General features: G+C 44.0%; 24 protein-coding genes. 21 read left to right on the top strand and 3 right to left on the bottom strand.

The window, feature by feature from the left end; genetic code table 11:
• Window positions 1–152: 152 nt before the first annotated feature.
• From AACQ81_RS17830 to AACQ81_RS17805, 6 genes are all read left to right on the top strand, one after another.
• Window positions 153–2,501 (top strand): Tex family protein, encoded by a 2,349-nt coding sequence (locus AACQ81_RS17830; protein ID WP_237385777.1) that lies wholly within the window; start codon window positions 153–155, stop codon window positions 2,499–2,501.
• A 513-nt stretch (window positions 2,502–3,014) separates the two neighbouring features.
• Window positions 3,015–3,542, top strand: coding sequence for a pyridoxamine 5'-phosphate oxidase family protein (locus AACQ81_RS17825; protein WP_237385776.1), 528 nt, complete (start codon window positions 3,015–3,017; stop codon window positions 3,540–3,542).
• 395 nt (window positions 3,543–3,937) lie between these two features.
• Complete coding sequence (gene feoA / locus AACQ81_RS17820; RefSeq protein WP_237385775.1) at window positions 3,938–4,165, top strand: ferrous iron transporter A; 228 nt, start codon at window positions 3,938–3,940, stop codon at window positions 4,163–4,165.
• Window positions 4,166–4,277: 112 nt separating this feature from the next.
• On the top strand, window positions 4,278–6,587 hold the full coding sequence (feoB, locus tag AACQ81_RS17815) for a Fe(2+) transporter permease subunit FeoB (protein ID WP_237385804.1): 2,310 nt from the start codon (window positions 4,278–4,280) through the stop codon (window positions 6,585–6,587).
• A 17-nt stretch (window positions 6,588–6,604) separates the two neighbouring features.
• Window positions 6,605–6,844, top strand: a complete 240-nt coding sequence (locus AACQ81_RS17810) for a FeoC-like transcriptional regulator (RefSeq protein WP_237385774.1) — start codon at window positions 6,605–6,607, stop codon at window positions 6,842–6,844.
• Window positions 6,845–7,289: 445 nt separating this feature from the next.
• Entirely contained in the window at window positions 7,290–7,733 is a 444-nt protein-coding gene (locus AACQ81_RS17805) for an OsmC family protein (RefSeq protein WP_237385773.1), read from the top strand.
• Window positions 7,734–7,799: 66 nt separating this feature from the next.
• Here AACQ81_RS17805 and bioH read toward each other — a convergent pair whose 3' ends face one another.
• On the bottom strand, window positions 7,800–8,576 hold the full coding sequence (gene bioH / locus AACQ81_RS17800; protein ID WP_237385771.1) for a pimeloyl-ACP methyl ester esterase BioH: 777 nt from the start codon (window positions 8,574–8,576) through the stop codon (window positions 7,800–7,802).
• 38 nt (window positions 8,577–8,614) lie between these two features.
• Here bioH and gntX point away from each other — a divergent pair, with 38 nt between their 5' ends.
• The 8 genes from gntX to AACQ81_RS17760 all read left to right on the top strand — a co-directional run bounded on the left by gntX (window position 8,615) and on the right by AACQ81_RS17760 (window position 15,149).
• Window positions 8,615–9,298 carry a DNA utilization protein GntX gene (gene gntX, locus AACQ81_RS17795; RefSeq protein WP_237385770.1) on the top strand — a complete coding sequence of 228 codons (684 nt, stop codon included), beginning with the start codon at window positions 8,615–8,617 and terminating at the stop codon, window positions 9,296–9,298.
• A gap of 59 nt (window positions 9,299–9,357) precedes the next feature.
• Window positions 9,358–9,933 (top strand): Fe-S biogenesis protein NfuA, encoded by a 576-nt coding sequence (gene nfuA, locus AACQ81_RS17790; RefSeq protein WP_237385769.1) that lies wholly within the window; start codon window positions 9,358–9,360, stop codon window positions 9,931–9,933.
• A gap of 268 nt (window positions 9,934–10,201) precedes the next feature.
• Complete coding sequence (glpE, locus tag AACQ81_RS17785) at window positions 10,202–10,525, top strand: thiosulfate sulfurtransferase GlpE (protein ID WP_237385768.1); 324 nt, start codon at window positions 10,202–10,204, stop codon at window positions 10,523–10,525.
• 82 nt (window positions 10,526–10,607) lie between these two features.
• Window positions 10,608–11,456 carry a rhomboid family intramembrane serine protease GlpG gene (gene glpG / locus AACQ81_RS17780; protein WP_237385767.1) on the top strand — a complete coding sequence of 283 codons (849 nt, stop codon included), beginning with the start codon at window positions 10,608–10,610 and terminating at the stop codon, window positions 11,454–11,456.
• Window positions 11,457–11,625: 169 nt separating this feature from the next.
• A complete protein-coding gene (locus tag AACQ81_RS17775; protein ID WP_237385766.1) occupies window positions 11,626–12,384 on the top strand; it encodes a DeoR/GlpR family transcriptional regulator in 759 nt (252 codons plus the stop codon).
• Between the two features lie 267 nt (window positions 12,385–12,651).
• Window positions 12,652–14,148, top strand: coding sequence for a glycerol-3-phosphate dehydrogenase (gene glpD / locus AACQ81_RS17770; protein WP_237385765.1), 1,497 nt, complete (start codon window positions 12,652–12,654; stop codon window positions 14,146–14,148).
• Between the two features lie 248 nt (window positions 14,149–14,396).
• The gene (locus AACQ81_RS17765) at window positions 14,397–14,525 is read left to right on the top strand and encodes an alpha/beta hydrolase (protein ID WP_237385764.1); all 129 of its coding nucleotides are present in this window, start codon (window positions 14,397–14,399) and stop codon (window positions 14,523–14,525) included.
• Between the two features lie 63 nt (window positions 14,526–14,588).
• Entirely contained in the window at window positions 14,589–15,149 is a 561-nt protein-coding gene (locus tag AACQ81_RS17760; protein ID WP_237385763.1) for a GNAT family N-acetyltransferase, read from the top strand.
• Between the two features lie 75 nt (window positions 15,150–15,224).
• Here the strand turns inward: AACQ81_RS17760 and AACQ81_RS17755 are convergent, their stop codons facing one another.
• Together AACQ81_RS17755 and AACQ81_RS17750 are read right to left on the bottom strand one after the other, a co-directional pair.
• The gene (locus tag AACQ81_RS17755; RefSeq protein ID WP_237385762.1) at window positions 15,225–16,094 is read right to left on the bottom strand and encodes a hypothetical protein; all 870 of its coding nucleotides are present in this window, start codon (window positions 16,092–16,094) and stop codon (window positions 15,225–15,227) included.
• Window positions 16,095–16,233: 139 nt separating this feature from the next.
• A complete protein-coding gene (locus AACQ81_RS17750; protein ID WP_237385761.1) occupies window positions 16,234–17,148 on the bottom strand; it encodes an alpha/beta fold hydrolase in 915 nt (304 codons plus the stop codon).
• 545 nt (window positions 17,149–17,693) lie between these two features.
• Here AACQ81_RS17750 and yhfZ point away from each other — a divergent pair.
• The 7 genes from yhfZ to AACQ81_RS17715 all read left to right on the top strand — a co-directional run bounded on the left by yhfZ (window position 17,694) and on the right by AACQ81_RS17715 (window position 24,532).
• On the top strand, window positions 17,694–18,602 hold the full coding sequence (gene yhfZ, locus AACQ81_RS17745; RefSeq protein ID WP_237385760.1) for a GntR family transcriptional regulator YhfZ: 909 nt from the start codon (window positions 17,694–17,696) through the stop codon (window positions 18,600–18,602).
• A 54-nt stretch (window positions 18,603–18,656) separates the two neighbouring features.
• Window positions 18,657–19,019 (top strand): PRD domain-containing protein, encoded by a 363-nt coding sequence (locus tag AACQ81_RS17740; protein ID WP_237385759.1) that lies wholly within the window; start codon window positions 18,657–18,659, stop codon window positions 19,017–19,019.
• A 104-nt stretch (window positions 19,020–19,123) separates the two neighbouring features.
• Window positions 19,124–20,296: a YhfX family PLP-dependent enzyme gene (locus AACQ81_RS17735; RefSeq protein ID WP_237385758.1), complete on the top strand. Its 1,173-nt coding sequence runs from the start codon at window positions 19,124–19,126 to the stop codon at window positions 20,294–20,296.
• Between the two features lie 409 nt (window positions 20,297–20,705).
• Window positions 20,706–21,587 (top strand): phosphotriesterase-related protein, encoded by an 882-nt coding sequence (locus AACQ81_RS17730; protein ID WP_237385803.1) that lies wholly within the window; start codon window positions 20,706–20,708, stop codon window positions 21,585–21,587.
• Window positions 21,588–21,716: 129 nt separating this feature from the next.
• Window positions 21,717–22,079 (top strand): DUF2620 domain-containing protein, encoded by a 363-nt coding sequence (locus tag AACQ81_RS17725; RefSeq protein WP_237385757.1) that lies wholly within the window; start codon window positions 21,717–21,719, stop codon window positions 22,077–22,079.
• Between the two features lie 10 nt (window positions 22,080–22,089).
• On the top strand, window positions 22,090–23,439 hold the full coding sequence (locus tag AACQ81_RS17720) for a YhfT family protein (protein ID WP_237385756.1): 1,350 nt from the start codon (window positions 22,090–22,092) through the stop codon (window positions 23,437–23,439).
• 4 nt (window positions 23,440–23,443) lie between these two features.
• Window positions 23,444–24,532, top strand: a complete 1,089-nt coding sequence (locus AACQ81_RS17715; RefSeq protein WP_237385755.1) for an aminotransferase class V-fold PLP-dependent enzyme — start codon at window positions 23,444–23,446, stop codon at window positions 24,530–24,532.
• Window positions 24,533–24,678 lie beyond the last annotated feature (146 nt).

Genomic DNA, 24,678 nt, shown 5'->3' with positions numbered 1-24,678 from the left:
GCTAAACTGGAAATTATCGCTCTCAGCACGTATAAATGGAGCCAGTTTGAACCACGCCGATATTATTTCAGATGATATTTGAACCTATCTGGCACTGTCTGATGATGTCTTCGGATATCTACAGGCGCTAAGAAAGTTGAAGAAAACAGACCATGAATGAATCTTTAAGTCGAATCATTGCCGGTGAGCTACAGGCTCAGCCACAGCAAGTCCAAGCCGCCATTACTCTTCTTGATGAAGGAAATACCGTTCCTTTTATTGCCCGTTACCGTAAAGAAGCTACCGGTGGTCTAGATGATACACAGCTTCGCCAGCTCGAAATCCGCCTCGGATATCTGCGCGAACTATCCAACCGCCGCCAGACTATTCTGAAATCCATTGAGGAGCAGGGACAATTAACAGTTGAGCTTGCGGAGGCCATTAATGCCACCCTAAGCAAAACTGAACTGGAAGACTTATATCTGCCTTATAAGCCTAAACGCCGTACTCGTGGGCAAACTGCCATTGAAGCCGGATTGGAGCCTCTGGCCGATCTGCTTTGGCAAGATCCGCAACAAGATCCGGAGCTGGCAGCCGCTGCCCATGTCGATGCCGACAAAGGCGTTGCCAATACCAAAGCAGCACTGGATGGCGCACGTTATATCCTGATGGAGCGCTTCGCCGAAGATGCTGCCCTGCTGGCGAAAGTACGCGAATACCTGTGGAAAAATGCCCACTTGGTGTCCAAACTTGTTGAAGGCAAAGAAGAAAAAGGCGCTAAGTTCAGCGATTACTTCGATCATCATGAAGCCATTTCCGCTGTTCCATCCCACCGTGCTCTTGCCATGTTCCGTGGACGCAACGAAGGGATTTTGCAACTGTCTCTGAATGCCGATCCTCAATTTGAGGAAGCGCCAAAAGAGAGCTATTGCGAGCAAATTATTACTGATCACCTCAACCTGCGCCTGAATAACGCTCCTGCTGACAGTTGGCGGAAAACAGTGGTGAGCTGGACATGGCGCATCAAAGTGCTGCTGCATCTGGAAACCGAGCTGATGGGCACACTGCGCGAGAAAGCCGAAGATGAGGCCATCAACGTATTTGCCCGTAACCTGCACGACCTGATGATGGCCGCACCTGCGGGTATGCGCGCAACAATGGGACTGGACCCGGGTTTGCGTACAGGGGTAAAAGTCGCTGTTGTTGACGCAACAGGTAAACTTATCGCTACCGATACCATCTACCCACATACCGGGCAAGAAAATAAAGCTGCTGCCAGTGTTGCAGCCCTGTGTACCAAACACCAAGTGGAACTGGTCGCTATCGGCAATGGCACCGCATCCCGTGAAACAGAGCGCTTCTTTGCCAACGTCCAGAAACAATATCCTGACGTCACAGCTCAGAAAGTAGTCGTCAGCGAAGCAGGGGCATCCGTTTATTCCGCTTCAGAATTGGCGGCACTAGAATTCCCTGATTTGGATGTCTCCCTGCGTGGTGCAGTTTCTATTGCCCGTCGCCTGCAAGACCCACTGGCAGAACTGGTGAAGATCGAACCAAAATCAATTGGTGTTGGTCAATACCAGCATGATGTCAGCCAGACCCAGCTTGCCAAAAAATTGGATACCGTGGTTGAGGACTGTGTAAACGGCGTCGGCGTTGACCTGAATACAGCATCCGTCGCCCTGCTGACTCGTGTTGCCGGCCTGACCCGTTCAGTTGCCCAAAATATCGTTAACTGGCGTGATGAAAACGGTCGCTTCAATAACCGTGAACAATTACTGAAAGTTAGTCGTCTGGGCCCGAAAGCCTTCCTGCAATGTGCAGGTTTCCTGCGTATCAGTCAGGGTGATAATCCACTGGATGCTTCAACCGTTCACCCTGAAGCCTATCCGGTGGTTGAGAAAATTCTGGCAATAATGGAGCAGACTCTGCCTGAACTGGTAGGTAACCCTGCGACCCTGCGTAATTTGAACGCACAGGATTTCACAACAGAAAAATTTGGTATCCCAACCGTCACCGACATTCTGAAAGAGCTGGAAAAACCGGGGCGCGATCCACGTCCTGAATTCAAGACAGCCACATTTACTGATGGCGTTGAGACAATGAATGATCTGCATACCGGCATGATTCTGGAAGGCACCGTCACCAACGTGACCAACTTCGGTGCATTCGTAGATATCGGTGTCCATCAGGACGGCTTGGTGCACATTTCTTCCCTGTCTGATCGCTTCATTGAAGATCCACATACTGTGGTCAAAACAGGCGATATCGTGAAAGTGAAAGTGATGGATGTTGACCTGAACCGCAAACGCATTGCATTAACCATGCGTCTTGATGAACAGCCCGGCGAAACATCGGCACGCCGTGGTAGCTCTCAAGGTGGTAATCATCAGGAACAGCGCAACGGTCGCAACGGGAATGGTAGAAACCGCCAGCAGACCTCCCGTTCTTCAGGTTCTGCTTCCATAACCAACAGAGTCATGAGTGATGCACTGGCTGCCGCCTTTGGCAAAAAGCGTTAATCTCAATATAATGACATCCTGAACTGGCTCACAGGGCCAGTTCAGGATGAAATAAAATAGGGTCTGTGCCCGATAGATCTCAAGAAACAGCGCTTATACCTGTCGTCTTTCAAGTTGCAGCTTTGTTGGCTGCGCTCACTCACCCCGGTCACATAGATAATCGTATATTTATAAAAACGGTGATTGGAGTGATTAACTAATTATGACATAAAGAAAACTTAAATTTCGTCAGAATTATCTTCAATAAAAACCATAATATTCATAATGATGAACCTATTTATTTATAACATTACAAATTTAAATGGGTTATAGCAGGTGCCTATTCTCACTAATACTTCGTATAATTCATTCCGCAATAAATTCCATGAAACCATAACTTATTGAATGTAATAAAACATTATCAACTGAAAAACCAATATGTTCTACATCCAATAAATTTCAAATTGCAGGTAATTCAATAGTCATTTGAAAAATAAAGGATATAAAGAACAACTTAACACTGTAGAGGAAAACATGAAAAAATACATCCAAAACAGTTTTGACTTACTCAGCAATATCCGTTTCTTTAATCTTTCCACTCATGATCCGGATGCAGACTCAGTCTGGTCATCAACGATATTTTATATTCCCAAATATAATCCATTGACGCTGATCTGGTATTCAAAACAAGAGACTCGACATTCACGGGAACTGTATAACAGTCCCCGTGTAAGCGGGACAATATACAGTAGCCAGGTTCTGCCTGATTCATCGTTGGATCTGGCTGGTTCTCAGTTCATTGGCTATGCCCGCCAAATTTCTGACGGGCAGTTACAGGAAACCTATGATTACTTCTTCCTGAAAACCTATCCCGATGAAAATATCAGGAAGAAAAAAGCCCGTCCTATCAGCGATTATCAAGGCAATGCACCCCGCCGTTTCTATGAGTTGGAAATTCAGGCCTGGTGGGTATACGATTCGGATGCTTGGAGCCAGAATCAAGATGATGATCGTGTTCAGGTGCCACTGAGCGAGTTGCTTTCATCTGCGAAAATTCAATGACAGATAAATCGCCAGTGAAAATAAAAAACCATTCAATAAATTAATGAAAAAATAAAAATCAACAAGCTCCGTTTATTATTCGGGGCTTGTTGCAGCAATAGATCCTCCCCCATACCCTGTTATCAATTCTAATTACTTATCCATAAAATGAATTTTCCGAAATTTATTAGACACTGAACATCGTCATTTATTTTCAAAAAATCACCATTAATTTGATTAATATCAATTTGTTTCATGTCAATTCAGTGATAAATAACTCGTATTGATATTGCCTATTATTATCATTAATAATCTTAATTAATAATCACCGCCATAATTTTTTCTTGTGAATTTCCCTTTATTGAGGATAATAATTCTTATAATCACTTCTCTTTTCAGTTTTAACGGAGAGTTATATGTCATTTATTCCAGAGCGCAGATATAAAATTCTGGGATTTTCTCCAGATATTAATCCGGCTTATCGACAAAAATTGTTGTCAATCGGTGTCCTGCCCGGAGCAACATTTAAAGTTATTCGCATCGCCCCGTTGGGCGACCCAATACAGGTCGAAACAACCAAATCTAATCTTGCTCTTCGTAAACAAGATTTAGAATTACTTATGTTAGATGAAGCTCTGGACTAGCGAGGCTCAGGGTAAAGTATAAACCGGGTTCAAAACAGCCCCGGCTTACTCACTTCTCTCATCTCACATAACCGGATACAGAAGTATCGCCTCCTGATAGGCAGAAAGTATGATGAAACAATTAACCATAGGTCTGATCGGTAACCCCAATGCCGGCAAAACAACGCTTTTTAATCAACTCACAGGCTCGCGACAACGGGTAGGGAACTGGGCCGGTGTCACGGTAGAACGCAAAACAGGCCACTTTACCACCCATGACCATCAAGTCGAACTTGTCGATCTCCCCGGAACCTATTCTCTCACAACAATTTCGGAACAGACCTCCATTGATGAACAGATTGCCTGCCACTACATTCTTAGTGGCGAAGCTGATATGTTAATCAATGTAGTTGATGCATCGAATCTAGAGCGAAACCTTTATCTTTCACTTCAATTGATTGAGCTGGGCGTTCCCTGCATCATTGCGCTGAATATGCTGGATATCGCCCAAAACCAGCACATCAATATTGATGTCGCGGCATTGGAGCAACGCCTTGGTTGCCCAGTTATACCACTGGTTTCTACCCGTGCCACAGGGATCGATGTACTAAAAAAAACCATCGATAATTATCCGCAAAAATCTAATCCGGTGCAGGTCAAATTTCCCGATGCATTATTGCAGGAGATCGCCCTCCTTTCCGACCAGATTGCAGACAAATTCAACCTACAGCAACGCCGCTGGCTCGCTTTGCAAATACTGGAAGGCGATATTTATGGTCTTGAAATTTCAGGACTGACTCCGGCAAATCAGGCTGAAAGCAAGATCCGGTTGCAACAACAGATTGCAGAACCAGACCTGATCATTGCGGGTGCCCGCTATGAAGCGATTAACGAAATTTGTTTGTCCGTCATTGATACCCGCACAGCGACACCAAACAAACTGACCCGAGTGTTAGACTCTGTAATACTGAATCGCTGGCTGGGTCTTCCCATCTTTCTGTTTATCATGTATCTGATGTTTGTACTTGCCATCAATATTGGAGGAGCCTTACAGCCCATCTTCGACGGAGCATCTTCCGCTATTTTCATTGATGGAATGCAATGGCTGGGCTATACACTTCATTTCCCGAATTGGTTGACCGTTTTCCTCGCCCAAGGCATCGGCGGGGGTATCAATACGATGCTGCCACTGGTTCCCCAAATTGGCATGATGTACCTGTTCCTCTCCTTCCTTGAAGACTCTGGCTATATGGCACGAGCAGCGTTTGTCATGGACAGGCTGATGCAGGCAATCGGGTTGCCGGGGAAATCTTTTGTGCCCTTAATCGTCGGCTTTGGCTGTAACGTTCCCGCCGTGATGGGTTCAAGAACTCTGGATGCCCCGCGCGAACGTTTGATTACCATCATGATGGCTCCGTTTATGTCCTGTGGTGCAAGGCTGGCTATCTTCGCAGTTTTTGCTGCGGCTTTCTTCGGAAAAAGCGGTGCGAGTATTGTGTTCTCACTGTATATGTTAGGAATTGTTGTCGCCATTCTGACCGGGCTTCTCCTCAAACATACCCTGATGCGTGGTGAAGCATCGCCATTTATCATGGAACTGCCGGTCTACCATGTGCCTCATGCCAAGACTTTGTTGCTCCAGACCTGGCAACGTCTGAAAGGCTTTGTGATACGTGCGGGTAAAGTCATTGTCGCAGCAAGTATGTTTATTGGTGCCCTGAACAGTTTCTCTTTCTCTGGTAAGACGGTGGATAATGTCAACGAATCAGCACTAGCCTCAGTGAGTAAAGTGATTACACCAGTATTGGAACCCATCGGTGTACATCCCGATAACTGGCAAGCAACCGTCGGGCTTGTAACTGGAGCAATGGCAAAAGAAGTGGTGGTTGGCACCCTGAACACCCTGTATACCGCAGAAAACATTACTAAACAGCCATTTAATCCGGAGGAATTCAACTTACTGGATCAATTGGAAGATTCCGTAGCGGAAACATGGGGCAGTCTGAAAGAGACCTTTACCCTGAGTGCACTTTCCAATCCGATTGAGGCCAGCAAAGGTGATGGAGATATGGATCGCAGTACCATGGGAACAATGAGTGCTAAGTTTGGCTCTGCCATCTCCGCTTATAGTTACCTGATTTTTGTACTGCTGTACGTCCCTTGTGTTTCCGTCATGGGAGCCATTGCCCGTGAAACCAGCCGTGGCTGGATGAATTTCTCCATTCTGTGGGGATTGAATGTTGCTTACTCACTGGCTGCGCTGTTTTATCAGATCACTATGTTTTCAGCGCATCCTGAAAAGAGCCTCATTACCATTTTGGCCGTGGTTTTATTTAACATTATGATCTTTATTGGCTTACGGCGTGCACGCCGTAAAGTCACCGTAAAGTTCAATAACACCGCAGGGCGTAGCTGCGAATGCTCAAACGACAGCTGCCACTAATTGTATAGGAGCCATGGATGATTAGTCTGCTGAAAATCAGAGATGCTGTTGTCCTCAGTGGGCGTACTGATGCAAGGTCATTGAGCCATCAGTTTTCAGCACCGCTGCCGATGGTGGAAGCCATGCTCAAGCAGCTTGTCATGATGGGTAAACTGGAGGAAGTGGACGCTTCCTCCTGCCTCAGCGGTGGCTGCAAGCACTGCCCGGAAACGCAGAAATGCGAAACTAAAGTGTACCAATTGGCAGTCAAAAATTAAGGTATTGCCTGCTTTTACCTGACGACCGGAGACACAACTCTGCCCGAATTTCCACAATTTCCACAATTTCCACAATAAAATTACTTTTTTTCTCCGATATTTTTCACTTAAACTCCCCCAAACCAGCATTAATGTGCCCATGCCGATAAATACATTGAAATACCTAATTGCGTCAGAAAAACTGTGATAAATGCTATAAATATTATATGTGCCTTATTTATTTTAATTTCTACATCAAATTCCTTATCATCAAAAAAATAACATGATTTACATTCAGACAATCAATGTAAATCATGAATTGGCTAAAAATACCTCATTCAATGTTAAACAAAAAATAGAACAATGAAGGTCAAATTTATTCATCACTCAAAAATTGAAAAATAAAAATCATTTTATTATTATCTGATGTGCTATTTATCAATATTAATAACCTGAGGATAGTAACATGCCTAAAGAGTTATTTACTGCAACAATAGAGTCAGTGGGCCGTCTCAAAATGAAATGTTCATCGCGGGATTTTACCTTTCACGTAGACGAGCCTAAAAGTCTGGGTGGCACTGATGAAGCGATGAATCCTGTAGAAGCATTACTTTCTGCTTTTGGTGCCTGCCAGTGTATTGTGGCAAAAAGTTTTGCCCGCAAGCATAAAATCAATTTGATCGATATTCAGGTCAAAATGGAAGGAGAACTGGATACCGATGGCTTTACTGGCAGAAATAAAAACGCCAAAATGGGCTTTTCCAAAATTACCTCAAAATTTTATATTAAGGCAGACAACACTGAACAGGAGATTCACGACTTTATTGATTTTGTCGAAAGCAACTGCCCTGTTCTCGATACCATCGTTAATATGCCAGAAATTGTAACTGAAATTTATACTGACAAATAAATTCGCTTATTACCCATAACAGTTTAAGGTTATGGGTAATTTAATCTTATAAATAATTACTCGCAATTATATTCTCATACTGGCAGTAAAATTTGTTAATACTTCGATAAACTCATCAGGATGAGAAATAAAAGGCGCATGGGCCGCATGACGCATAATCACGGAATGCGTATTCGGCCACTCACTATCAAGCCGTTCTGCAATTTTGCGTGGCACAAGGCCATCAAGATAGCCATAAAGACGCAAGAAAGGTAATTGAAGATACGATAATTCAGCCCTTAAATCATCAGTACGCAAAATTTCCAAACCCGCATTGAGTACCTCCACCGCCGGCATCGGCTGATTCAGTATCACTGATTTCAATATACGGGCATCCTGACGAGCACTCTCTGTTCCCAATGTCTGCAATGCCAGAAAACGTTCGACTGTTTTCTGGAAATCGGCGCTCAATTGATACTCAAAGGCACCCAATACTTCAGGTTTAATGCCCGGCCACTCTGCATCAGAGCTGAATTTTGGTGAAGATGCCACAGTCACCAAGCCTGCAATTTGTTCGGGATGATCCAGGGCAATCCTGCTCGCCACCAATCCCCCCAAAGACCATCCTAACCACAGCGCATTCTCTGGTGCCTTCTGCCATACAATATCCGCCATTTCCGCCAATGACATGGCCGAATATGATTGGCTGCGCCCATATCCAGGTAAATCCACCAGATGCAAACGGAAATGCGAAGTCAATCGCATTTCTACTGAACGCCAAACCTCTGCATTTAATCCCCATCCGTGCAGCATCACAAGATCGCAAGGAGCATCACCGATTGTCTGCCAAAACAACTGTCCCATTGTTATTCTCATCTTATTTGTCGCCAAGGAAGGGAACTATGCTAACAATGGTTGGATACTGTTGGCTATGCCATCAAAATTTGTATTTTGCCCATCATGGAATCTGCCATGTGTGCCATCAGCAATTAAAGCGGCTGCAAAATGTCTGCCCGCGTTGTGCCCAGCCTTCGGAATCCAAAGGGATTCCCTGTGGACGTTGCCTCAAGCATCCCCCTCCGTGGCAGCAACTTATCGCCATTACGGACTATGCCCCACCGCTAAGCCAACTTATCCACCGCTATAAGTACCAAAATACCCCGCAACTTGCGACAGCGCTGGCCCGCCTGTTCTTGTTGCACTGGCTGCAAGGCTATCGTGAGGGTCGCTGGCATAAACCAGATAGCATACTGAGCATTCCTCCGCACAGAAAAAAACGCTGGCAACGGGGGTTCGATCACATTGCGTTAATGGCCCATCCCCTGTCCCGCTGGCTACAATGCCCGTATCAGCCCGACCTTTTGCAACGTTCACGTGCTACACTCACGCAGCGGGGCTTATCTGCCGCCCAAAGGAAAACCAATCTTAAGCATGCCTTTCTATTGCAGGGCGATTTTATCGATAAGCATGTCGCGATTTTCGATGATGTGATCACCACGGGCACAACGCTGCATGAAGCCTCACAATTGTTGATTCGTGCGGGTGCCCGCTCCGTACAGGCCTGGGCTATATGCCGAACCTTGTAGTTCCTTTATAAATGGGCGTATTATAACCAACTAGAACAGTCAACTATTGAGCAAATGACATGATTAATATTACTGAAGCAGCGCAAGCGCACTTTGCCAAGCTACTGGCAAATCAAGAACCGGGCACACAGATCCGCGTTTTTGTCATTAATCCGGGAACGCCGACCGCAGAATGTGGTGTTTCCTATTGCCCACCAGATGCTGTTGAAGCCACTGATACCGAACTGAAATTTGATCAACTGTCCGCCTATGTTGATGAAATCAGCGAACCTTACCTGGAAGAAGCGGTCATTGATTTTGTGACCGATCAACTTGGCTCCCAACTGACCCTGAAGGCCCCTAACGCCAAAATGCGCAAAGTGACCGATGATGCCCCACTGATTGAGCGCGTTGAGTATGTTCTGCAATCGCAGATTAATCCGCAACTCGCCGGACATGGTGGCAAGGTCAGCCTGATGGAGATCACCGATGAAGGTTATGCCATTCTGCAATTCGGCGGTGGCTGTAATGGCTGTTCAATGGTCGATGTTACTCTTAAGGAAGGGATTGAAAAGCAGTTGCTACAGATCTTCCCTGAATTGAAGGGAGTGAAAGACCTGACTGAACATCAGCGTGGTGAACACTCGTATTACTGATTATTTTTCTGTTTCTATACACAATGGATTTCAAGTTGCATCGCGGCGACAAGGGAGCGAATCCCCGGGAACATAGATAACTATGTGACCAGGGTGAGCGAGCGCAGCCAACAAAGAAGCAGTTTGAAAGACGAAGTGTATAACACTTTCCACCCTCATTTCTGAGCCTTTCCAATGTAAACATTGGGAAGGCAATCAGGTCATACCAGACGACTATTAAGAAACGAATATATTGGAAAAGAAATATTAGAAACTACATTGAGTATTTATGGACCATTTTCAAACGATAAACCCTGATCAGGCTTACCAGTATTGGCTTGATAAAACCGCTCTCATGGTGGATATCCGTGATCCACAAAGTTTTCGTGCCGGGCATGCAACAGGTGCATTTCATCTGACTAACGAGACACTCAATAACTTCTTGCAGGAAGCGGATTTTGACCAACCAGTCATGGTGATGTGCTATCACGGCCATAGCAGCCAAGGCGCTGCACAATATCTTATCAATATGGGTTTTGAAACCGTTTACAGTGTCAATGGGGGTTTTGACGTCTGGCAGAAGAACTACCCTCAAGCTGTCCATACCCTATGAACCTTTAGCACACGAATACTAATTTCAATGCGATTAGCCCCTGTGCGATTAACTTCAACTTAAGGCAGAGATAAGACGAGTCATGATCCACGTAACCTCAATATCCAATCCTCGACTGGCTCAGGCTTTTATTGATTATATGGCAATGCAGGACATTCATTTGACCATGCAGCCCACCAGTGAACCCTCGCTGGTTGAACTATGGCTGGAAGATGATAGCCAGTTAAGTCTGGTTGAGCAGGAGCTTCGCCACTTTGTCCGCGATCCACTCCATGAACGCTATCAGGAAGCCAGCTGGCAAACGGGCAAATCAGGCACTCTCTTTAAATATCGCAACAACTTGAACTGGAGTACCCTCAAAAACCAGTCTGGTCCCCTGACCATTGCCATAACCTCAATTTGCACCCTCGTTTACCTCTGGATACAGATTGCCGGCACACCCGATGTCATGAATTGGCTGGCATGGCCTAACGGTGATCAACATCTGGAATTATGGCGCTGGGTCAGCCACGCCTTACTGCATTTCTCACTCACACATCTTCTCTTTAATCTTGTGTTGTGGTGGTATCTCGGCAGTCAGGTAGAGAGAAAGATCAGCGCCGGAAAACTCTTTGAAATAACAATGGTTTCTGCGTTTTTCAGTGGATGGGCACAATCATTGTTCAGCGGTTCTCATTTCGGAGGACTTTCTGGTGTGGTCTACGCACTAATCGGGTATGTTTGGCTGACTGGTGAAATTTCACCCAAGCGTGGAATCAGCATTCCCAGAGGGTTAATCGCTATCTCTGTCATCTGGTTATTGGTTGGCTATTCCGATGTATTTTCATTAAACATCGCCAATGCCGCCCATGTTTCAGGGTTAATCATCGGGTTATTAATGGGCCTGTGGGATAATTTACGTAAACAAAAAAATCAAGAATATTCCAAATAATTTTGGTCAACTATACCTAATAGATTTCAAGTTGTAGCGCAACGGCAAGGGAACTGATCCCCAAGAGCATGGCCACCTGTGTAACTGAAGTAAGTGAGCATATCCACAAAGCAGCAACTTGGAAGATGAAGGAATATAATCCATCTATGCAAACCATTAGGGGAATTTCGTGAAGCAAACTCAGCGACATGATGCAATAATCGAGCTGGTGCGCCTTCAAGGTTATGTCAGCACTGAAGAGCTGGTTGAATATTTTGATGTCAGCCCGCAAACCATTCGACGTGATTTGAATGATCTGGCAGATAAAAATAAAATCCAACGCCATCACGGCGGTGCAGCATTACCCTCCAGCTCAGTTAATACCGCCTATCATGACCGTAAAATTCTGTGGTCAGATGAAAAAGCCCGTATTGCGCAGCAGGTTGCCACTCAAATCCCAAACGGTGCAACCTTGTTCATTGATATCGGAACAACCCCAGAAGCCGTAGCACATGCACTGCTCAATCATCGCGATTTACGGATTGTTACCAATAATCTCAACGTTGCAACTCTGTTCATGGGTAAAGAAGATTTTCGCCTGATTTTGGCGGGTGGTGAAGTTCGCTCCCGTGATGGTGGCATCATCGGCGAAGCGACACTGGATTTTATCTCTCAATTCCGCCTTGATTTCGGCATTCTTGGGATCAGTGGCATTGATAGCGATGGCTCCCTGCTGGAATTCGATTACCACGAAGTCCGTACCAAGCGCGCCATTATTGAGAACTCCCGCTGCGTCATGCTGGTTGCCGACCATTCGAAATTTGGTCGCAGTGCCATGGTTAATCTCGGAAATATGAACCTGATTGATTTCTTGTTCACGGATAAAGCCCCGCCGCCAAATGTCCAGAAAATCATCGAACAACATAGCGTCAAGCTGGAACTGTGCTAATTATCTTTTGTTAACAGGCGCTCCCCACCTGAAATATGGGTGGGGTTCTCGGCTCTCCCTTCTGTCATCTCCTTCCTGTAAATGTCCTTCAGATTTGTATCCTGTAAAATCCTTATTAATCTTATGAATACGATACAAATTTGTTATCTATATCACATGAGTATGTTTTTTCTGAGTTAATAGTTGGCGATTGATGGATTTTTGATTACAATCCCTGAGCGAAAACGAACATTAAAGAACTGTTTCGAACATTTCAGAGGGTATGCAATGGAAACCAAAGACTTGATTATCATCGGCGGCGGAATTAACGGCGCTGGTATTGCAGCAGATGCTGCTGGCCGAGGACTTTCTGTCCTGCTGTTGGAAGGTCAAGATTTGGCCAGCGCGACTTCGTCTGCCAGTTCCAAACTGATTCACGGTGGCTTGCGCTATCTGGAACATTATGAATTCCGTCTGGTCAGTGAAGCACTGGCAGAACGTGAAGTTCTCTTGAAGCTGGCTCCCCATATTGCATTCCCAATGCGTTTTCGCCTGCCACACCAGCCGCACCTGCGTCCAGCATGGATGATCCGCATTGGTTTGTTCCTGTACGATAACTTAGGCAAACGCGTTAGCTTACCGGGCAGCAAAGGACTGAAATTCGGTGCAAATTCAGTATTGAAACCGTCTATCTCCCGTGGCTTTGAATATTCCGATTGTTGGGTTGATGATGCACGTCTGGTGGTTCTGAACGCGCAAGAAGTGCAAAAACACGGCGGCGAAGTGCGTACCCGCACTCAAGTCACACGCGCATGGCGTGAAGATGGTTACTGGACGGTTGAGACCAAAGACCTGGCGACTGGGGAAGTCAACACATGGCGCGCGAAAGGCCTGGTCAACGCAACCGGCCCGTGGGTGAAAAATTTCTTCGATAACGGGCTGCAACTGAAATCACCTTATGGTATTCGCCTAATCAAAGGCAGCCATATCGTTGTTCCTCGTGTTCACGATGAACCGCAGGCTTATATTCTGCAAAATGAAGATAATCGTATTGTGTTTGTCATCCCATGGAATGGCGATTTCTCTATCATCGGCACAACCGATGTTGAATACAAAGGCGATCCAAAAGAAGTCAAAATAGTCGATCAAGAGATCGATTATTTGCTGAAAGTTTATAATGACCACTTCAAAAAGCAGTTGGGTCGTGATGATGTTGTCTGGACTTACTCAGGCGTTCGCCCATTGTGTGACGATGAATCCGATTCTCCACAAGCAATTACCCGCGATTATACGCTGGACGTGCAGGATGACGAAGGTCAGGCACCATTGCTGTCCGTATTCGGTGGCAAACTGACAACTTATCGTAAACTGGCTGAACACGCTCTGGAAAAACTGACACAGTACTATCCAAACGCAGGCAAGGCATGGACTAAAAATGGTCAGTTGCCGGGTGGTGAGTTGGAAGGCCATGACCGTGATGGTTACGCCCGTCTGCTGCGTCAGCGTTATAAGTGGTTGCCGGAAGGCGTAGCACTGCGTTATGCCCGCACTTACGGCAGCAACAGCAACATCATTCTGAAAGGCGCAGACACGCTGGTCGGTCTCGGTGAGTTCTTTGGTCATGGGCTATATGAGGCTGAATTGCGCTATCTGGTCGAGCATGAATGGGTCAGACAATTGGATGATGCTATCTGGCGCCGCACCAAACTGGGTATGTGGCTCACAGATGAGCAGAAACAACGTGTGGCTGACTGGTTAGCCCAAAACACTAAATCAGCTCAATAATAAGACTGAGTTAGCATAAAAATGGTGATAATTTGTTATCACCATTTTTAATTTAGCCGTTTTTTATCGCTCATCAATATTCCTCAAAAACATATTAAGTTTCGAAATCAACCATCCCTATTTTCTATTCTAATTCTCTTATTTTTCATAAAATTGAACTGGCTATACAACGTGCAATTTTTAATTGTCGTGATAATATTCTGTAAACCATTCTGCATGAATAAAATTCGTTATTCTGGAATACATTGATGACGGTAAAAACCTATTTAATCGTACCGGGATATACCAATTCCGGGCCAGACCATTGGCAATCCCATTTAGAAAGAAAATGTAGCAGGATATGGAGAATGGCTAGTCGGGGAACACATAATCAATGAAATGTCAGATAATGAACTCATTTCCAACTGATTAATTACCAATAAATAATTTTGGAGGTATCAATGTTAGCAATCCGGAAAGCAACAATAAAAGACGCAGCACTATTATCTCAGCTACTTGAAACAAGTTATCGTTTTCATTTTTCCGGTTTATGGCGCGATCAAGGTGAGTTAGACGAATATATTGCGGGAGAATGCTCAATAGAGCAAATATCTAACTCGCTTGAAACTCCCGATCACCAATGGTTTATTGCCGAATCCCGTCAGGCTATCAGATCAGACATAATGGACTCCAGCATAAAGCATCCTAATATCATCGGATTAAGCAAAATTATTCTCAATCAACAGGTTCCTGATAAAAACTCCACAGGTATCTATTTGCATAAACTCCATTTGATGCCAAATCAGACTGGGAAAAAATACGGTGATCAACTATTTGAACATATCGTAAAACTCGGTCAGGAAAAAAAACAAAAATGGCTTTGGTTAGACGTCTTAGAGCAGAATACATCTGCCATCAAATTTTATGCCAGAAAAGGAATGAAATTCCAGAGTAGCACTCTCTTTACCACTCCAAAACAGCAAAGCACAATGTATCTCATGGCTCGTCACTTATCCGATTGACTCCTTATGCTTAATAGGTTTTTAACTCGTAACATACTTTCTTAGAAAGAAAAATAAATATATTAAGGAGTCCAATCATTGAGTGAATTTTTTGGGGTCTATTTCAATATCAGCAAACTGACGTTTTAGATCAACATCAGTGAATTCGGGCCCCGAATAATATTTGTAATACTCTAATACCTCTTTACTGTATTTTTTTCCATAGATTAAACCAGTAAAAACTTCTGCAACAAATTCATTAGAATTATTTTTCTGTATAACATAATTACTCACTTCTTCAGCAATTCTTGCTGGAATAGTATATTTATCTTGCTCACTCATCTTCCTGCCTTCCCAAAATTTGTTGTGTGATGTTTTTTGCTGTGCATGAAGTATATGTCCAATTTCATGTACGATAGTAGCAACAACTCTGGTTAAATTAGACCTGACCTTAACTTCGTGATTCAGTTGATCCGGAACGCCGGATGTATCAACTCCAATCTTACCCATATGATTTTCATTTCTAAAGCTACTGAAGCTGAAACACCCGAAAGAAAGTGGACGAGATTTAATTTTACTCACTTGTTTAATTGCATTATCATTTATATGAAGGCATGGGCTGTTAATCCATACATTATTATTTTTCAATGTATTATAAGTTTCTTTATCTTCTATTTCTGGCCATCTGACTTCAATTCTTCCGATTTTTTCTATATAAACATTAATGATTTTTACTACTGAAGGTAAATTAGACACTTTTTTAATTATTTTATTAATAGCATAACTAATATAAGTAAGATATTCCTGTCTGATTTCATTGCGGAGATCTCTTAGCCCGTCAATAATTCTAATTTCAATCCCCAAGATATAACAATGTGCCAAAACAGAATTATTATTATAATAATGTAAAAAATCTATATCTTGATGCATAATGACTTGTATTACTTTAGATTTGTTATCATCCATAGAATTCTCTTGATATTTTGGTTTTTTAGGATTAAAAAATATCTTATAATGGGAGATTAAAAAAAATGAGTATAATCAATTATAATATCCAGTCAAGAAACTTAAAATAACAGAAAATTATAAATAAAAGATATTTTCTCTATTTCTCTATTCTGTGCACACCTCCTATTCCATGCAAAAATGGAATAATCTTCTCATGCATCGCTTGCATAAATTGTGGCGGGAAACTGTGCCCCATTTTGGGAATCGGTAAAAACTCTGAGCCAGCAATACGTCTGGCAGTATCTTCTCCACAAGCAATTGGCATCAAAGGATCATCCTCACCATGCACAACCAATGTTGGGCAACGAATTTGAACCAAAAGGTCAGCTCGACAGGAATCGGTCATGATTGCCAATATCTGCCGGAGTGAACCATTGGGATGATATCCGCCGCGACGCAAAGCCATTCGCAAATGCCGGAGCCACTTATCTCTATCTAAATCTAATAATTCAGCGGGAGAAACAACAATCGCCATGATTTTAAGTTGATGGGCAATCAGCTCATCTTCACTCATGCCATCAGGCTTAGACAATAAGGCCGCAATAATTTCTGGCTGGGGACGGGGAAGATAGCTGGCTCCACTTGAACTCATAATGCTGACCAAACTGGTGGATCGTTCAGGATAGGTTGCCGCGAACCTTTGCGCGATCATTCCTCCCATTGATGCTCCGATAATATGGGCATGTGGAATATTTAACGCATCAAGCACGCCCAGCGCGTCATCTGTCATATCCTGTATACTGTAAACAGCACGAACAGGCAGCCCTAAACAAAAACGAATTTTTTGCCAAAAAAGAGAACCCTGCCGAATGTGGTCAAATCTCTGACTTAGCCCGGCATCGCGGTTGTCATAACGGATCACACGAAAACCCGCCGCTACCAATAAGCTGACCATTTCATCCGGCCAATCAATAAGTTGCATTCCCAGCCCCATAATAAGCAAAACGACTGGGCGCGTTTCTCCCCCACTATCCTCAACTTCAATCGAAATGTGATTAGCGGTAATTTTCATAAGTGGCAACCTGTTGATTTATAATCATCATCTTTCGAGTTTCAGCTATGTTGGCTTCTCTCTCTTGCTGTCGTGATACAACTCGAAATCCATTAGTTATATATAAGCGGTTAAAAATATAAATCTAAAATAATCCAACTCTAATTATTGAGTACAATGAGAGAAAAAACTAATTTTTAATATATTTAAATAAAACATCCACACCCGATATTTTATTGATTCATGCAAAAATAAGGTGCAAAATATAGGCTAACTATTCTGTAACGTGATAAATAGCACAGCAAAAATCACTATCTAGACAGAAAAATATAGCAGGCAAATAGAGATAATGTCCTTATCTCCCTTATATTCTTCCACAGAGATGATTTTTATATCTTCAGAGCAAAATTAAAATATATATTCAAAATATTGTTATATTTAGACTTATTTAATTTTTAAATTTCCATTTTTTTTGTAATTTGGATTTTAATCCGCTTTCTTTAATTCGCTTATTGCGATTTATGTTCAATTTTATGAAGATAAATAAGAACGGATAAAAACTTGCAATGATGAGTCAAGCATTCATTAAAAAAGAGGGGATTGCACAAGCATTTTTAGCTCGTTACCTCCTCTCAGAAAAATCTGGCAACCGGCTGAAAACCATAGAATTATTATCTAAAGAATGTGGTTTGTCCGTGGGTTTAATGCAGTCAGCATTAAAATCTCTCGAACAAGCACAGGCGGTTGGAATTAAGCGTAGAGGTCGTAATGGTAGCTTTCTTGCACAGATAAACCACAAACTGCTTTTGGAGTATGCCGATATCGGCAATGTGGTCTGTGCGATGCCGCTTCCTTATACCCGCGCTTATGAAGGGCTGGCAAGTGGTCTGAAAGCATTGTGTGCTGGGGTTCCTTTTTACTTTGCACATATGCGGGGTTCAGACATACGCATTGAATGTTTACTGAGTGGTGTTTACGACTTAGCAGTAACATCAAGACTTGCCGCAGAGCAACATCCAGAAAATAAAGATCTATATATTGCGCTTTCACTAGGGACACAAAGTTATACAGACAGGCATAGGCTAATCTTTCGTCATGGCGAAATGGAATCTATTCGCCGCGTCGGGTTAGATAGTACCTCGGCAGACCAAAAAATAATGACAAATCAGTACTTTGATGGGAAGGAGATTGAATTGGTCGAGGTCTCCTACCATGAATGCTTGAATCAAATCATAAAAGGCCACATTGATGCGGCTATCTGGAACGTTGGACAAGGCCATGAATTGCTCGCACAAGGTCTGATGACACAACTCCCTGACGATAGCGAGTGTTTTATCAAAGCCTCTGAAGCCGTTATCCTTGCCCGCAAGGATAATATCCCCATTCAGCAACTCCTGCATACTATGGTTGATCGGGACGTATTGCTGAGCCATCAACAAAATGTAGTCGCGGGCATCATCGAACCTATTTATTGAAACTCGATCAGCCAAAATAAACAGCTTATTAACACCTGCATATAACAAAAAGCAATGATAGAACAACGGCTAACTATCCTGCTGCAAGGTGGCGTCATCGATCAAGATATCTACGATAACATGCTGGATGTTGTGCATACTCTGGAAGATATCTGGCTCATTCCTGTCCGCCATCCACAAGGTGAAATGGCACTGACCCACATGGCAAGTGCTTTCATGCGCTCGCGCCGTGGTGAAAGAGTTTCTCCGTTGGACAAAACGATACTGGCTAATATTGAACAATCCGAACTCTACGATCAATTAATCGCAATTCACCGCTCCCTCCTTGAAAAATTTACAGTAACGCTGCCTCCCAACGAAGAAGGCTATCTGTTAGTAAATTTATATGGTTTAATGCTTTCGGGCGAAAGAAATTAGCATTTGATTACTCCATAAATATTCAAAAAAATGAAAATTAATGAATCCACAGAACGTTTTGATTTTACACAGCCTTGCAGCTTTGCAGATACGAAGGGAAGCCTATGTTTATTGATTCATTGAAAAAACAGAACCCCAAATTAATTGAAGTTGCAAAAAAACTTTGGCAACAGGGCGTAATATTGCCAGATACTTATATCATTGATGTCGATCAGGTTTTGGATAATGGTCGCCGTTTGCTGAAAGTCGCAGAACAATACGGTATCGAACTCTATTTGATGACGAAACAAATTGGGCGTAATCCGTGGCTGACTAAAAAGTTGATTGAGCTTGGCTATCGCGGGGCCGTAGCAGTTGATTTCAGAGAAGCCTATAGCCTGAGCCAGCATGGTATACCATTATGTCATATCGGCCACTTAGTGCAGATACCGACACACTTGATAGAAACCATGCTCAGGCATAACCCGGATATCATCACGGTATTTTCTCTTGAAAAAGCACAAGCCATTTCGGACGCGGCGGAAAAATTAGGACGAGTTCAGCCTGTAATGCTGAAAGTATTTGATAAACGTGATACCGTCTTTCCCTGTCAGGAAGCTGGCATCACCTTTAATGAACTTGACGCTACTGTAGATGCCTTAAAACAGATGCCAGGAATTAAATTGAGCGGCCTGACTCATTTCCCTTGTTTATCATGGGACGCGCGATATCAAACAACTCTGCCTACCACTAATTTACTCACCCTCATTCGTGCACAAAATCGGCTTGAGCAACTCGGTATTAAACTGTCACAAATCAACGCACCTTCTGCCTCAAGCTGTAGCACCATCCCACTACTGGCCAAATACGGGGCTACCCACCTTGAACCAGGCCATGCTCTGACCGGCACAATTCCCGCCAATATCAGTGGTCGGGAGCCAGAACATATCGCGATGGTTTATGTCACTGAAATTTCGCATCACTATGATGGCAACAGCTACTGCTATGGTGGGGGTTACTATAAACGTGGTCATATGAAACATGCCCTGGTTTTCCCTGAGTATTCAATCTCTCCTAAGACAGTGCGCATATTACATTTGGGCGATCCTTACATTGACTATCATCTCCCACTGTCAGGCGCACATCCTATCGGCAGTCCGGTGATCATGTGCTTCCGCACCCAGATTTTCGTGACCCGCAGCGACGTAGCCCTTGTTTCAGGGATTCAGACAAACTCCCCTAAACTTGAAGGAATTTATGACAGTCAGGGAAATTGGAAAAATAGTGGCTATGCTTAATAATCCCTAAGAATAGGTATTACATATAATATTATTCCGCTATTAAATAATGCTATTTTAGCTATAGTAGATTTCCCGCATGATTCTGCCCAACTATTTTATAGAATGTTGATGAAGTGGCTATTTTGTGGAATAGCCATTTATATCCAATAGATTTCAATTTGTTACCTGAACATTGAAAAATAAAAGAGAAATAAATTCATTAATTCTGAAAATAATCATGAAATACTAAAAACAGACCGGGGATACACCCACACATTCCGCTTCGTATTCCTCATCCAGCATTGATGCAGTTGAAGGCACACTTGAGCAGCGGGATATCAAGTTGAACATCGGGGGTGACACACTGCAATCTTCATCAAGAAATCAGGCTGTTAATCATCATTCAGCAGTAAAAACAAATAGCAGCATTGACGCATCAGGCTATACCTATGTACATGAACATTTGCATATCGATCTCTCTGGTGTAAAAGGCAGTTTAGATTGCCGATTGGATCAATACGATCTTATCGTAGATGAGCTTCGCCATCTCTACACCCTCGGGGTACGAAATATCGTGGAGATGACCAACCGTTACATGGGGCGCAATCCGGCTTTTATGCTGAATTTAATGCGTGATACCCGCATCAATATCATTGCCTCGACAGGCTACTATAAACAGCCGTTTTTCCCCTCCCATTTCAACGAACTGAGTGTACAAGCGATAGCCAATGACATGATCGCAGAAATAGAAATCGGCATTGATGGCACCAAATTAAAAGCAGGAATAATTGCAGAGATTGGTTCCAGCCTTGGGCAAATCACGGAAGATGAGAAAAAAGTATTTGCGGCGGCGGCACGGGCACATCTGGCAACAGGCTGCCCCATTTCTACCCATACCACATTAAGCACAATGGGACGTGAACAACTGGCTCTGCTGGCAGGATTTGGCGTACCTCCTGAAAATATAGCCATCGGTCATTGCGATTTGAGAGACAATCTGGACACCATCATTCCATTACTGGAGGCTGGGGCATGGGTGCAATTCGATACGATCGGTAAAAATAATTACTATCCAGACAGTGGACGTATTGCCATGTTGCAGAAAATCACCCAGTGTGGATTACTTGACCGAGTCATGCTTTCCCAAGATATCACCCGCCGTTCTCATTTAAAACGCAATGGGGGAAATGGGTTCGATTACCTGTTAACTGTATTCGCCCCCATGTTGCTGGAGGCGGGGTTTTCACAAGTGCAGATAGACCAAATGTTACGTGATAATCCTGCGCGTTTTTTCCAACACAGCACGTAAAAACTTAAATTTATAAAACATATATACGATGGATTTCAAGATGCAGCCAACAAAGTTGTAATTTGAAAGACGACGGGTATAAATTTCTAAAAACAATACGATAGAAGATACAAAGAGAGGGATAACAGCATGAGATTTGTCGTTGGTGGACAAATAGAGAAAGAGGCGATCGCGGAAGGTATTCGTCAATTGGCAGGAGACAAAGCCATTTCCATTACCATCATGCATGACATTGAAGCGGCGATAGCAATTAAGAATGGCGATGCGGATTACTATTTTGGTGCATGTAACACAGGTGGTGGTGGGGCACTGGCGATGGCAATTGCCCTCATCGGTTTGAATCAATGTGCCACTATCGGCATGCCAGGTAAGATCCTATCTGATGACGAGATAATTACCCATGTAAAAGCGGGCAAAAAAGCATTTGGTTTTACAGGGCAAGATATTGATATCGTCCTGCCTGTGATCATCAATACCCTCATCTCACTGTAAGGAGCCTATTATGCAACATCTTCATGAGTTCCTGATGAGATTGATGGAAGTTGACCCTTTCAAGGCTGGGCTATTGGCCACAATTGGTGCCATTGCCGCCATGATGGCAAACCGTGGTATCGCCGTTTTTCATGATGGCCTGCGTCCTCTCCTGCCGGAATACCTTGAAGGTCGAATGAGCCGCAAAGTGCTCGCCGCAACCAGCTTTGCTCTGAGCATTGGTTTGGTTGTCGGTTTTGGCATTCCTTTTTCTCTTACCGCACCGATTGTTCTGGTTCACAGTCTGTTACTTGGTACTGATATGATAGGTATCTGGTGTGCCAACAGCCGAAGAGGATTTGTTGCCTCTGGTGTTATCGGTGCCTTGTATGCCATCGCTTTGCTGGCTGGTCTGCGTTCGGTAGTAGAACTCTTTGCCATGCTGCCAGTAAATTTCACCGACGATCTCAAGAAAGTAGGCGATCCGATTATAGCCTGTTTTGCCCTGTTCCCGGCGATGGTTGTTGGTTACCAATATGGCTATCGCAAAGGGCTTTTGGTTATGCTCACCGCGCTGGTGGGCTATCTGGCGACCAAAGCGGTTGGCCCACTGAGTTTTGGCGGTATGATCGAAAAGCCCGTCAGTATCGATCCTAATGGTGCAGCGCTGCTGCTATCAATGATTGCCATGTTCTATTTTGCCATGCGTGAACGTCCCGCCAAATCCGCAGAACAAAAAGGCTCTAATGAAGTCTTGGTCGGACTATTTTCAACCCGCATAGAACGCATCCAGAAAAACAAATGGCTACTGATCCTGTGTGGCGGGCTGACTGCCAGTGCAGCAACCATGTCCTTCAGCCTACTGGCGGAAGGCCCTGTTTCTCTGCAATTAATGGCACAAGGCGAGCAAACCAACGCATTGCTGGTAGCACTGGCGCGTGCTATTGGATTTATCCCATTGGTAGGAACAACAGCCATAGCCACCGGTGTTTACAGCCCGAATGGCATGAAATTTGTGTTTGTCGCGGGTCTGGCAACCAACAATCCGTGGATTGCCTTTGTCGCTGGTGGTATCACCATGTTCATCGAAATCCAACTGTTGGCGAAAATCGCAATCTGGCTGGATAAATACCCTGGTGTGAAAGCGTGTAGCGGACATATTCGTACCGCGATCACCAAAATGCTCGAAGTAGCCCTGCTGGTTGGTGCTATGATTGCCTCTAATGCTATTTTGCCGGGTATGGGCTTTATGATCGTAGCGGGTATCTATCTGCTCAACCGTACTTCCAAACGACCTTTAGTAGAAATGGCCATCGGCCCGATCGCAACGATTACTGTCGGTATTCTTGCAAACTTGCTCTTTCTGCTGGGAATAAAATAAGCAAATGAAAACCTACCCATTACAAAGTATGACGATGGCACAAGCACAACAGCAACAATTCAGGCTGGTGGATATTATCTGTCGTCACTTTCCGGGGGCTGATTTTCTTTCTCAAGGTGATCTGGGGTTAGTCCCAGATCTTCACCAGCCACGGATGACCCGACGCATTGAAGCAATCATTGCAGAATTTTTCAGTGCTGAAGCAGCGGCCTTTGTCAATGGGGCAGGAACAGGGGCATTGCGTGCGGGGCTGGCTGCTTTAGTCAGCCCCAACGCTACATTACTTGTGCATAATGCGCCGATTTATCCCACAACTAAAGTGTCGATTGAACAAATGGGGATTCACATCGTCCGGGCAGATTTCAATCACACAGAACACATTGTGACTGCCATCCGGCAATACCAACCGGAAGCCTGTCTTGTCCAGCACACTCGCCAGCAGATGTCTGACCGTTATTCCCTGCAAGACGTGATCGATACCCTGAATCAGCACCACATTCCTTCGTTGGTGGATGATAACTATGCAGCCATGAAAACGGCACAAATTGGTTGTGAATACGGTGCGGCTCTTTCCACATTTTCTTGCTTTAAATTATTGGGACCACAAGGCGTTGGGCTTGTTGTTGGAAAACAGGCCGCCATTGATAACCTGCGCCACAGCATGTATTCCGGTGGCTGCCAGATACAAGGTTATCAGGCAATGGAAGCCTTGCGTGGCATGGTCTTTGCACCAGTTACACACGCAGTGCAGGCAGAAGTTAACAACGAATTGGTCACTCGTTTGAATCAGGGAGAATTATCACAAGTAAAACAGGCGTTTCTTGCTAATGCGCAATCGAAAGTATTATTAGTGGAATTTCACCAACCGATCGCAGAAAGCGTGCTTACTGCATCCCATGCACTTGGAGCACTGCCTTATCCGGTGGGTGCAGAATCAAAATTCGAAATTCCCCCTCTGTTTTACCGTATTTCCGGTACTTTTCGCCAAACAGATCCCACACTGGAACAGCACATGATCCGCATCAATCCTAATCGCAGTGGTGCAGATACCGTGATGCGTATTTTACAGGAAAGCTGTCGATTAAAATGTTAGAAGCAAGAAACTCAAATAAACCTTAACATCAAGAGACCAATCATCTAAAGAATACCTATCTGCTTGAAAGATAGCAGATATAAAATCATTATTCATATAATGTGACGAACATCACTTTTTTATACTAATGTATCTGGAGAATATAT

The sequence above is a fragment of the Xenorhabdus sp. Sc-CR9 genome, from assembly GCF_963897815.1.
In the GTDB taxonomy this organism is placed as follows: Bacteria; Pseudomonadota; Gammaproteobacteria; order Enterobacterales; family Enterobacteriaceae; genus Xenorhabdus.
The sequence above is the reverse complement of the archived record's forward strand: the minus strand, read 5'-3'. Positions and strand labels throughout refer to the sequence as shown.

Excerpts from the sequence above, each read along its gene's own strand:
- AACQ81_RS17830 (WP_237385777.1), top strand. The coding sequence starts at position 153 with ATGAATGAATCTTTAAGTCGAATCATTGCCGGTGAGCTACAGGCTCAG.
- AACQ81_RS17825 (WP_237385776.1), top strand. The coding sequence starts at position 3,015 with ATGAAAAAATACATCCAAAACAGTTTTGACTTACTCAGCAATATCCGT.
- feoA (WP_237385775.1), top strand. The coding sequence starts at position 3,938 with ATGTCATTTATTCCAGAGCGCAGATATAAAATTCTGGGATTTTCTCCA.
- feoB (WP_237385804.1), top strand. The coding sequence starts at position 4,278 with ATGAAACAATTAACCATAGGTCTGATCGGTAACCCCAATGCCGGCAAA.
- AACQ81_RS17810 (WP_237385774.1), top strand. The coding sequence starts at position 6,605 with ATGATTAGTCTGCTGAAAATCAGAGATGCTGTTGTCCTCAGTGGGCGT.
- AACQ81_RS17805 (WP_237385773.1), top strand. The coding sequence starts at position 7,290 with ATGCCTAAAGAGTTATTTACTGCAACAATAGAGTCAGTGGGCCGTCTC.
- bioH (WP_237385771.1), bottom strand. The coding sequence starts at position 8,576 with ATGGGACAGTTGTTTTGGCAGACAATCGGTGATGCTCCTTGCGATCTT.
- gntX (WP_237385770.1), top strand. The coding sequence starts at position 8,615 with ATGCTAACAATGGTTGGATACTGTTGGCTATGCCATCAAAATTTGTAT.
- nfuA (WP_237385769.1), top strand. The coding sequence starts at position 9,358 with ATGATTAATATTACTGAAGCAGCGCAAGCGCACTTTGCCAAGCTACTG.
- glpE (WP_237385768.1), top strand. The coding sequence starts at position 10,202 with ATGGACCATTTTCAAACGATAAACCCTGATCAGGCTTACCAGTATTGG.
- glpG (WP_237385767.1), top strand. The coding sequence starts at position 10,608 with ATGATCCACGTAACCTCAATATCCAATCCTCGACTGGCTCAGGCTTTT.
- glpD (WP_237385765.1), top strand. The coding sequence starts at position 12,652 with ATGGAAACCAAAGACTTGATTATCATCGGCGGCGGAATTAACGGCGCT.
- AACQ81_RS17765 (WP_237385764.1), top strand. The coding sequence starts at position 14,397 with ATGACGGTAAAAACCTATTTAATCGTACCGGGATATACCAATTCCGGG.
- AACQ81_RS17760 (WP_237385763.1), top strand. The coding sequence starts at position 14,589 with ATGTTAGCAATCCGGAAAGCAACAATAAAAGACGCAGCACTATTATCT.
- AACQ81_RS17755 (WP_237385762.1), bottom strand. The coding sequence starts at position 16,094 with ATGGATGATAACAAATCTAAAGTAATACAAGTCATTATGCATCAAGAT.
- AACQ81_RS17750 (WP_237385761.1), bottom strand. The coding sequence starts at position 17,148 with ATGAAAATTACCGCTAATCACATTTCGATTGAAGTTGAGGATAGTGGG.
- yhfZ (WP_237385760.1), top strand. The coding sequence starts at position 17,694 with ATGATGAGTCAAGCATTCATTAAAAAAGAGGGGATTGCACAAGCATTT.
- AACQ81_RS17740 (WP_237385759.1), top strand. The coding sequence starts at position 18,657 with ATGATAGAACAACGGCTAACTATCCTGCTGCAAGGTGGCGTCATCGAT.
- AACQ81_RS17735 (WP_237385758.1), top strand. The coding sequence starts at position 19,124 with ATGTTTATTGATTCATTGAAAAAACAGAACCCCAAATTAATTGAAGTT.
- AACQ81_RS17725 (WP_237385757.1), top strand. The coding sequence starts at position 21,717 with ATGAGATTTGTCGTTGGTGGACAAATAGAGAAAGAGGCGATCGCGGAA.
- AACQ81_RS17720 (WP_237385756.1), top strand. The coding sequence starts at position 22,090 with ATGCAACATCTTCATGAGTTCCTGATGAGATTGATGGAAGTTGACCCT.
- AACQ81_RS17715 (WP_237385755.1), top strand. The coding sequence starts at position 23,444 with ATGAAAACCTACCCATTACAAAGTATGACGATGGCACAAGCACAACAG.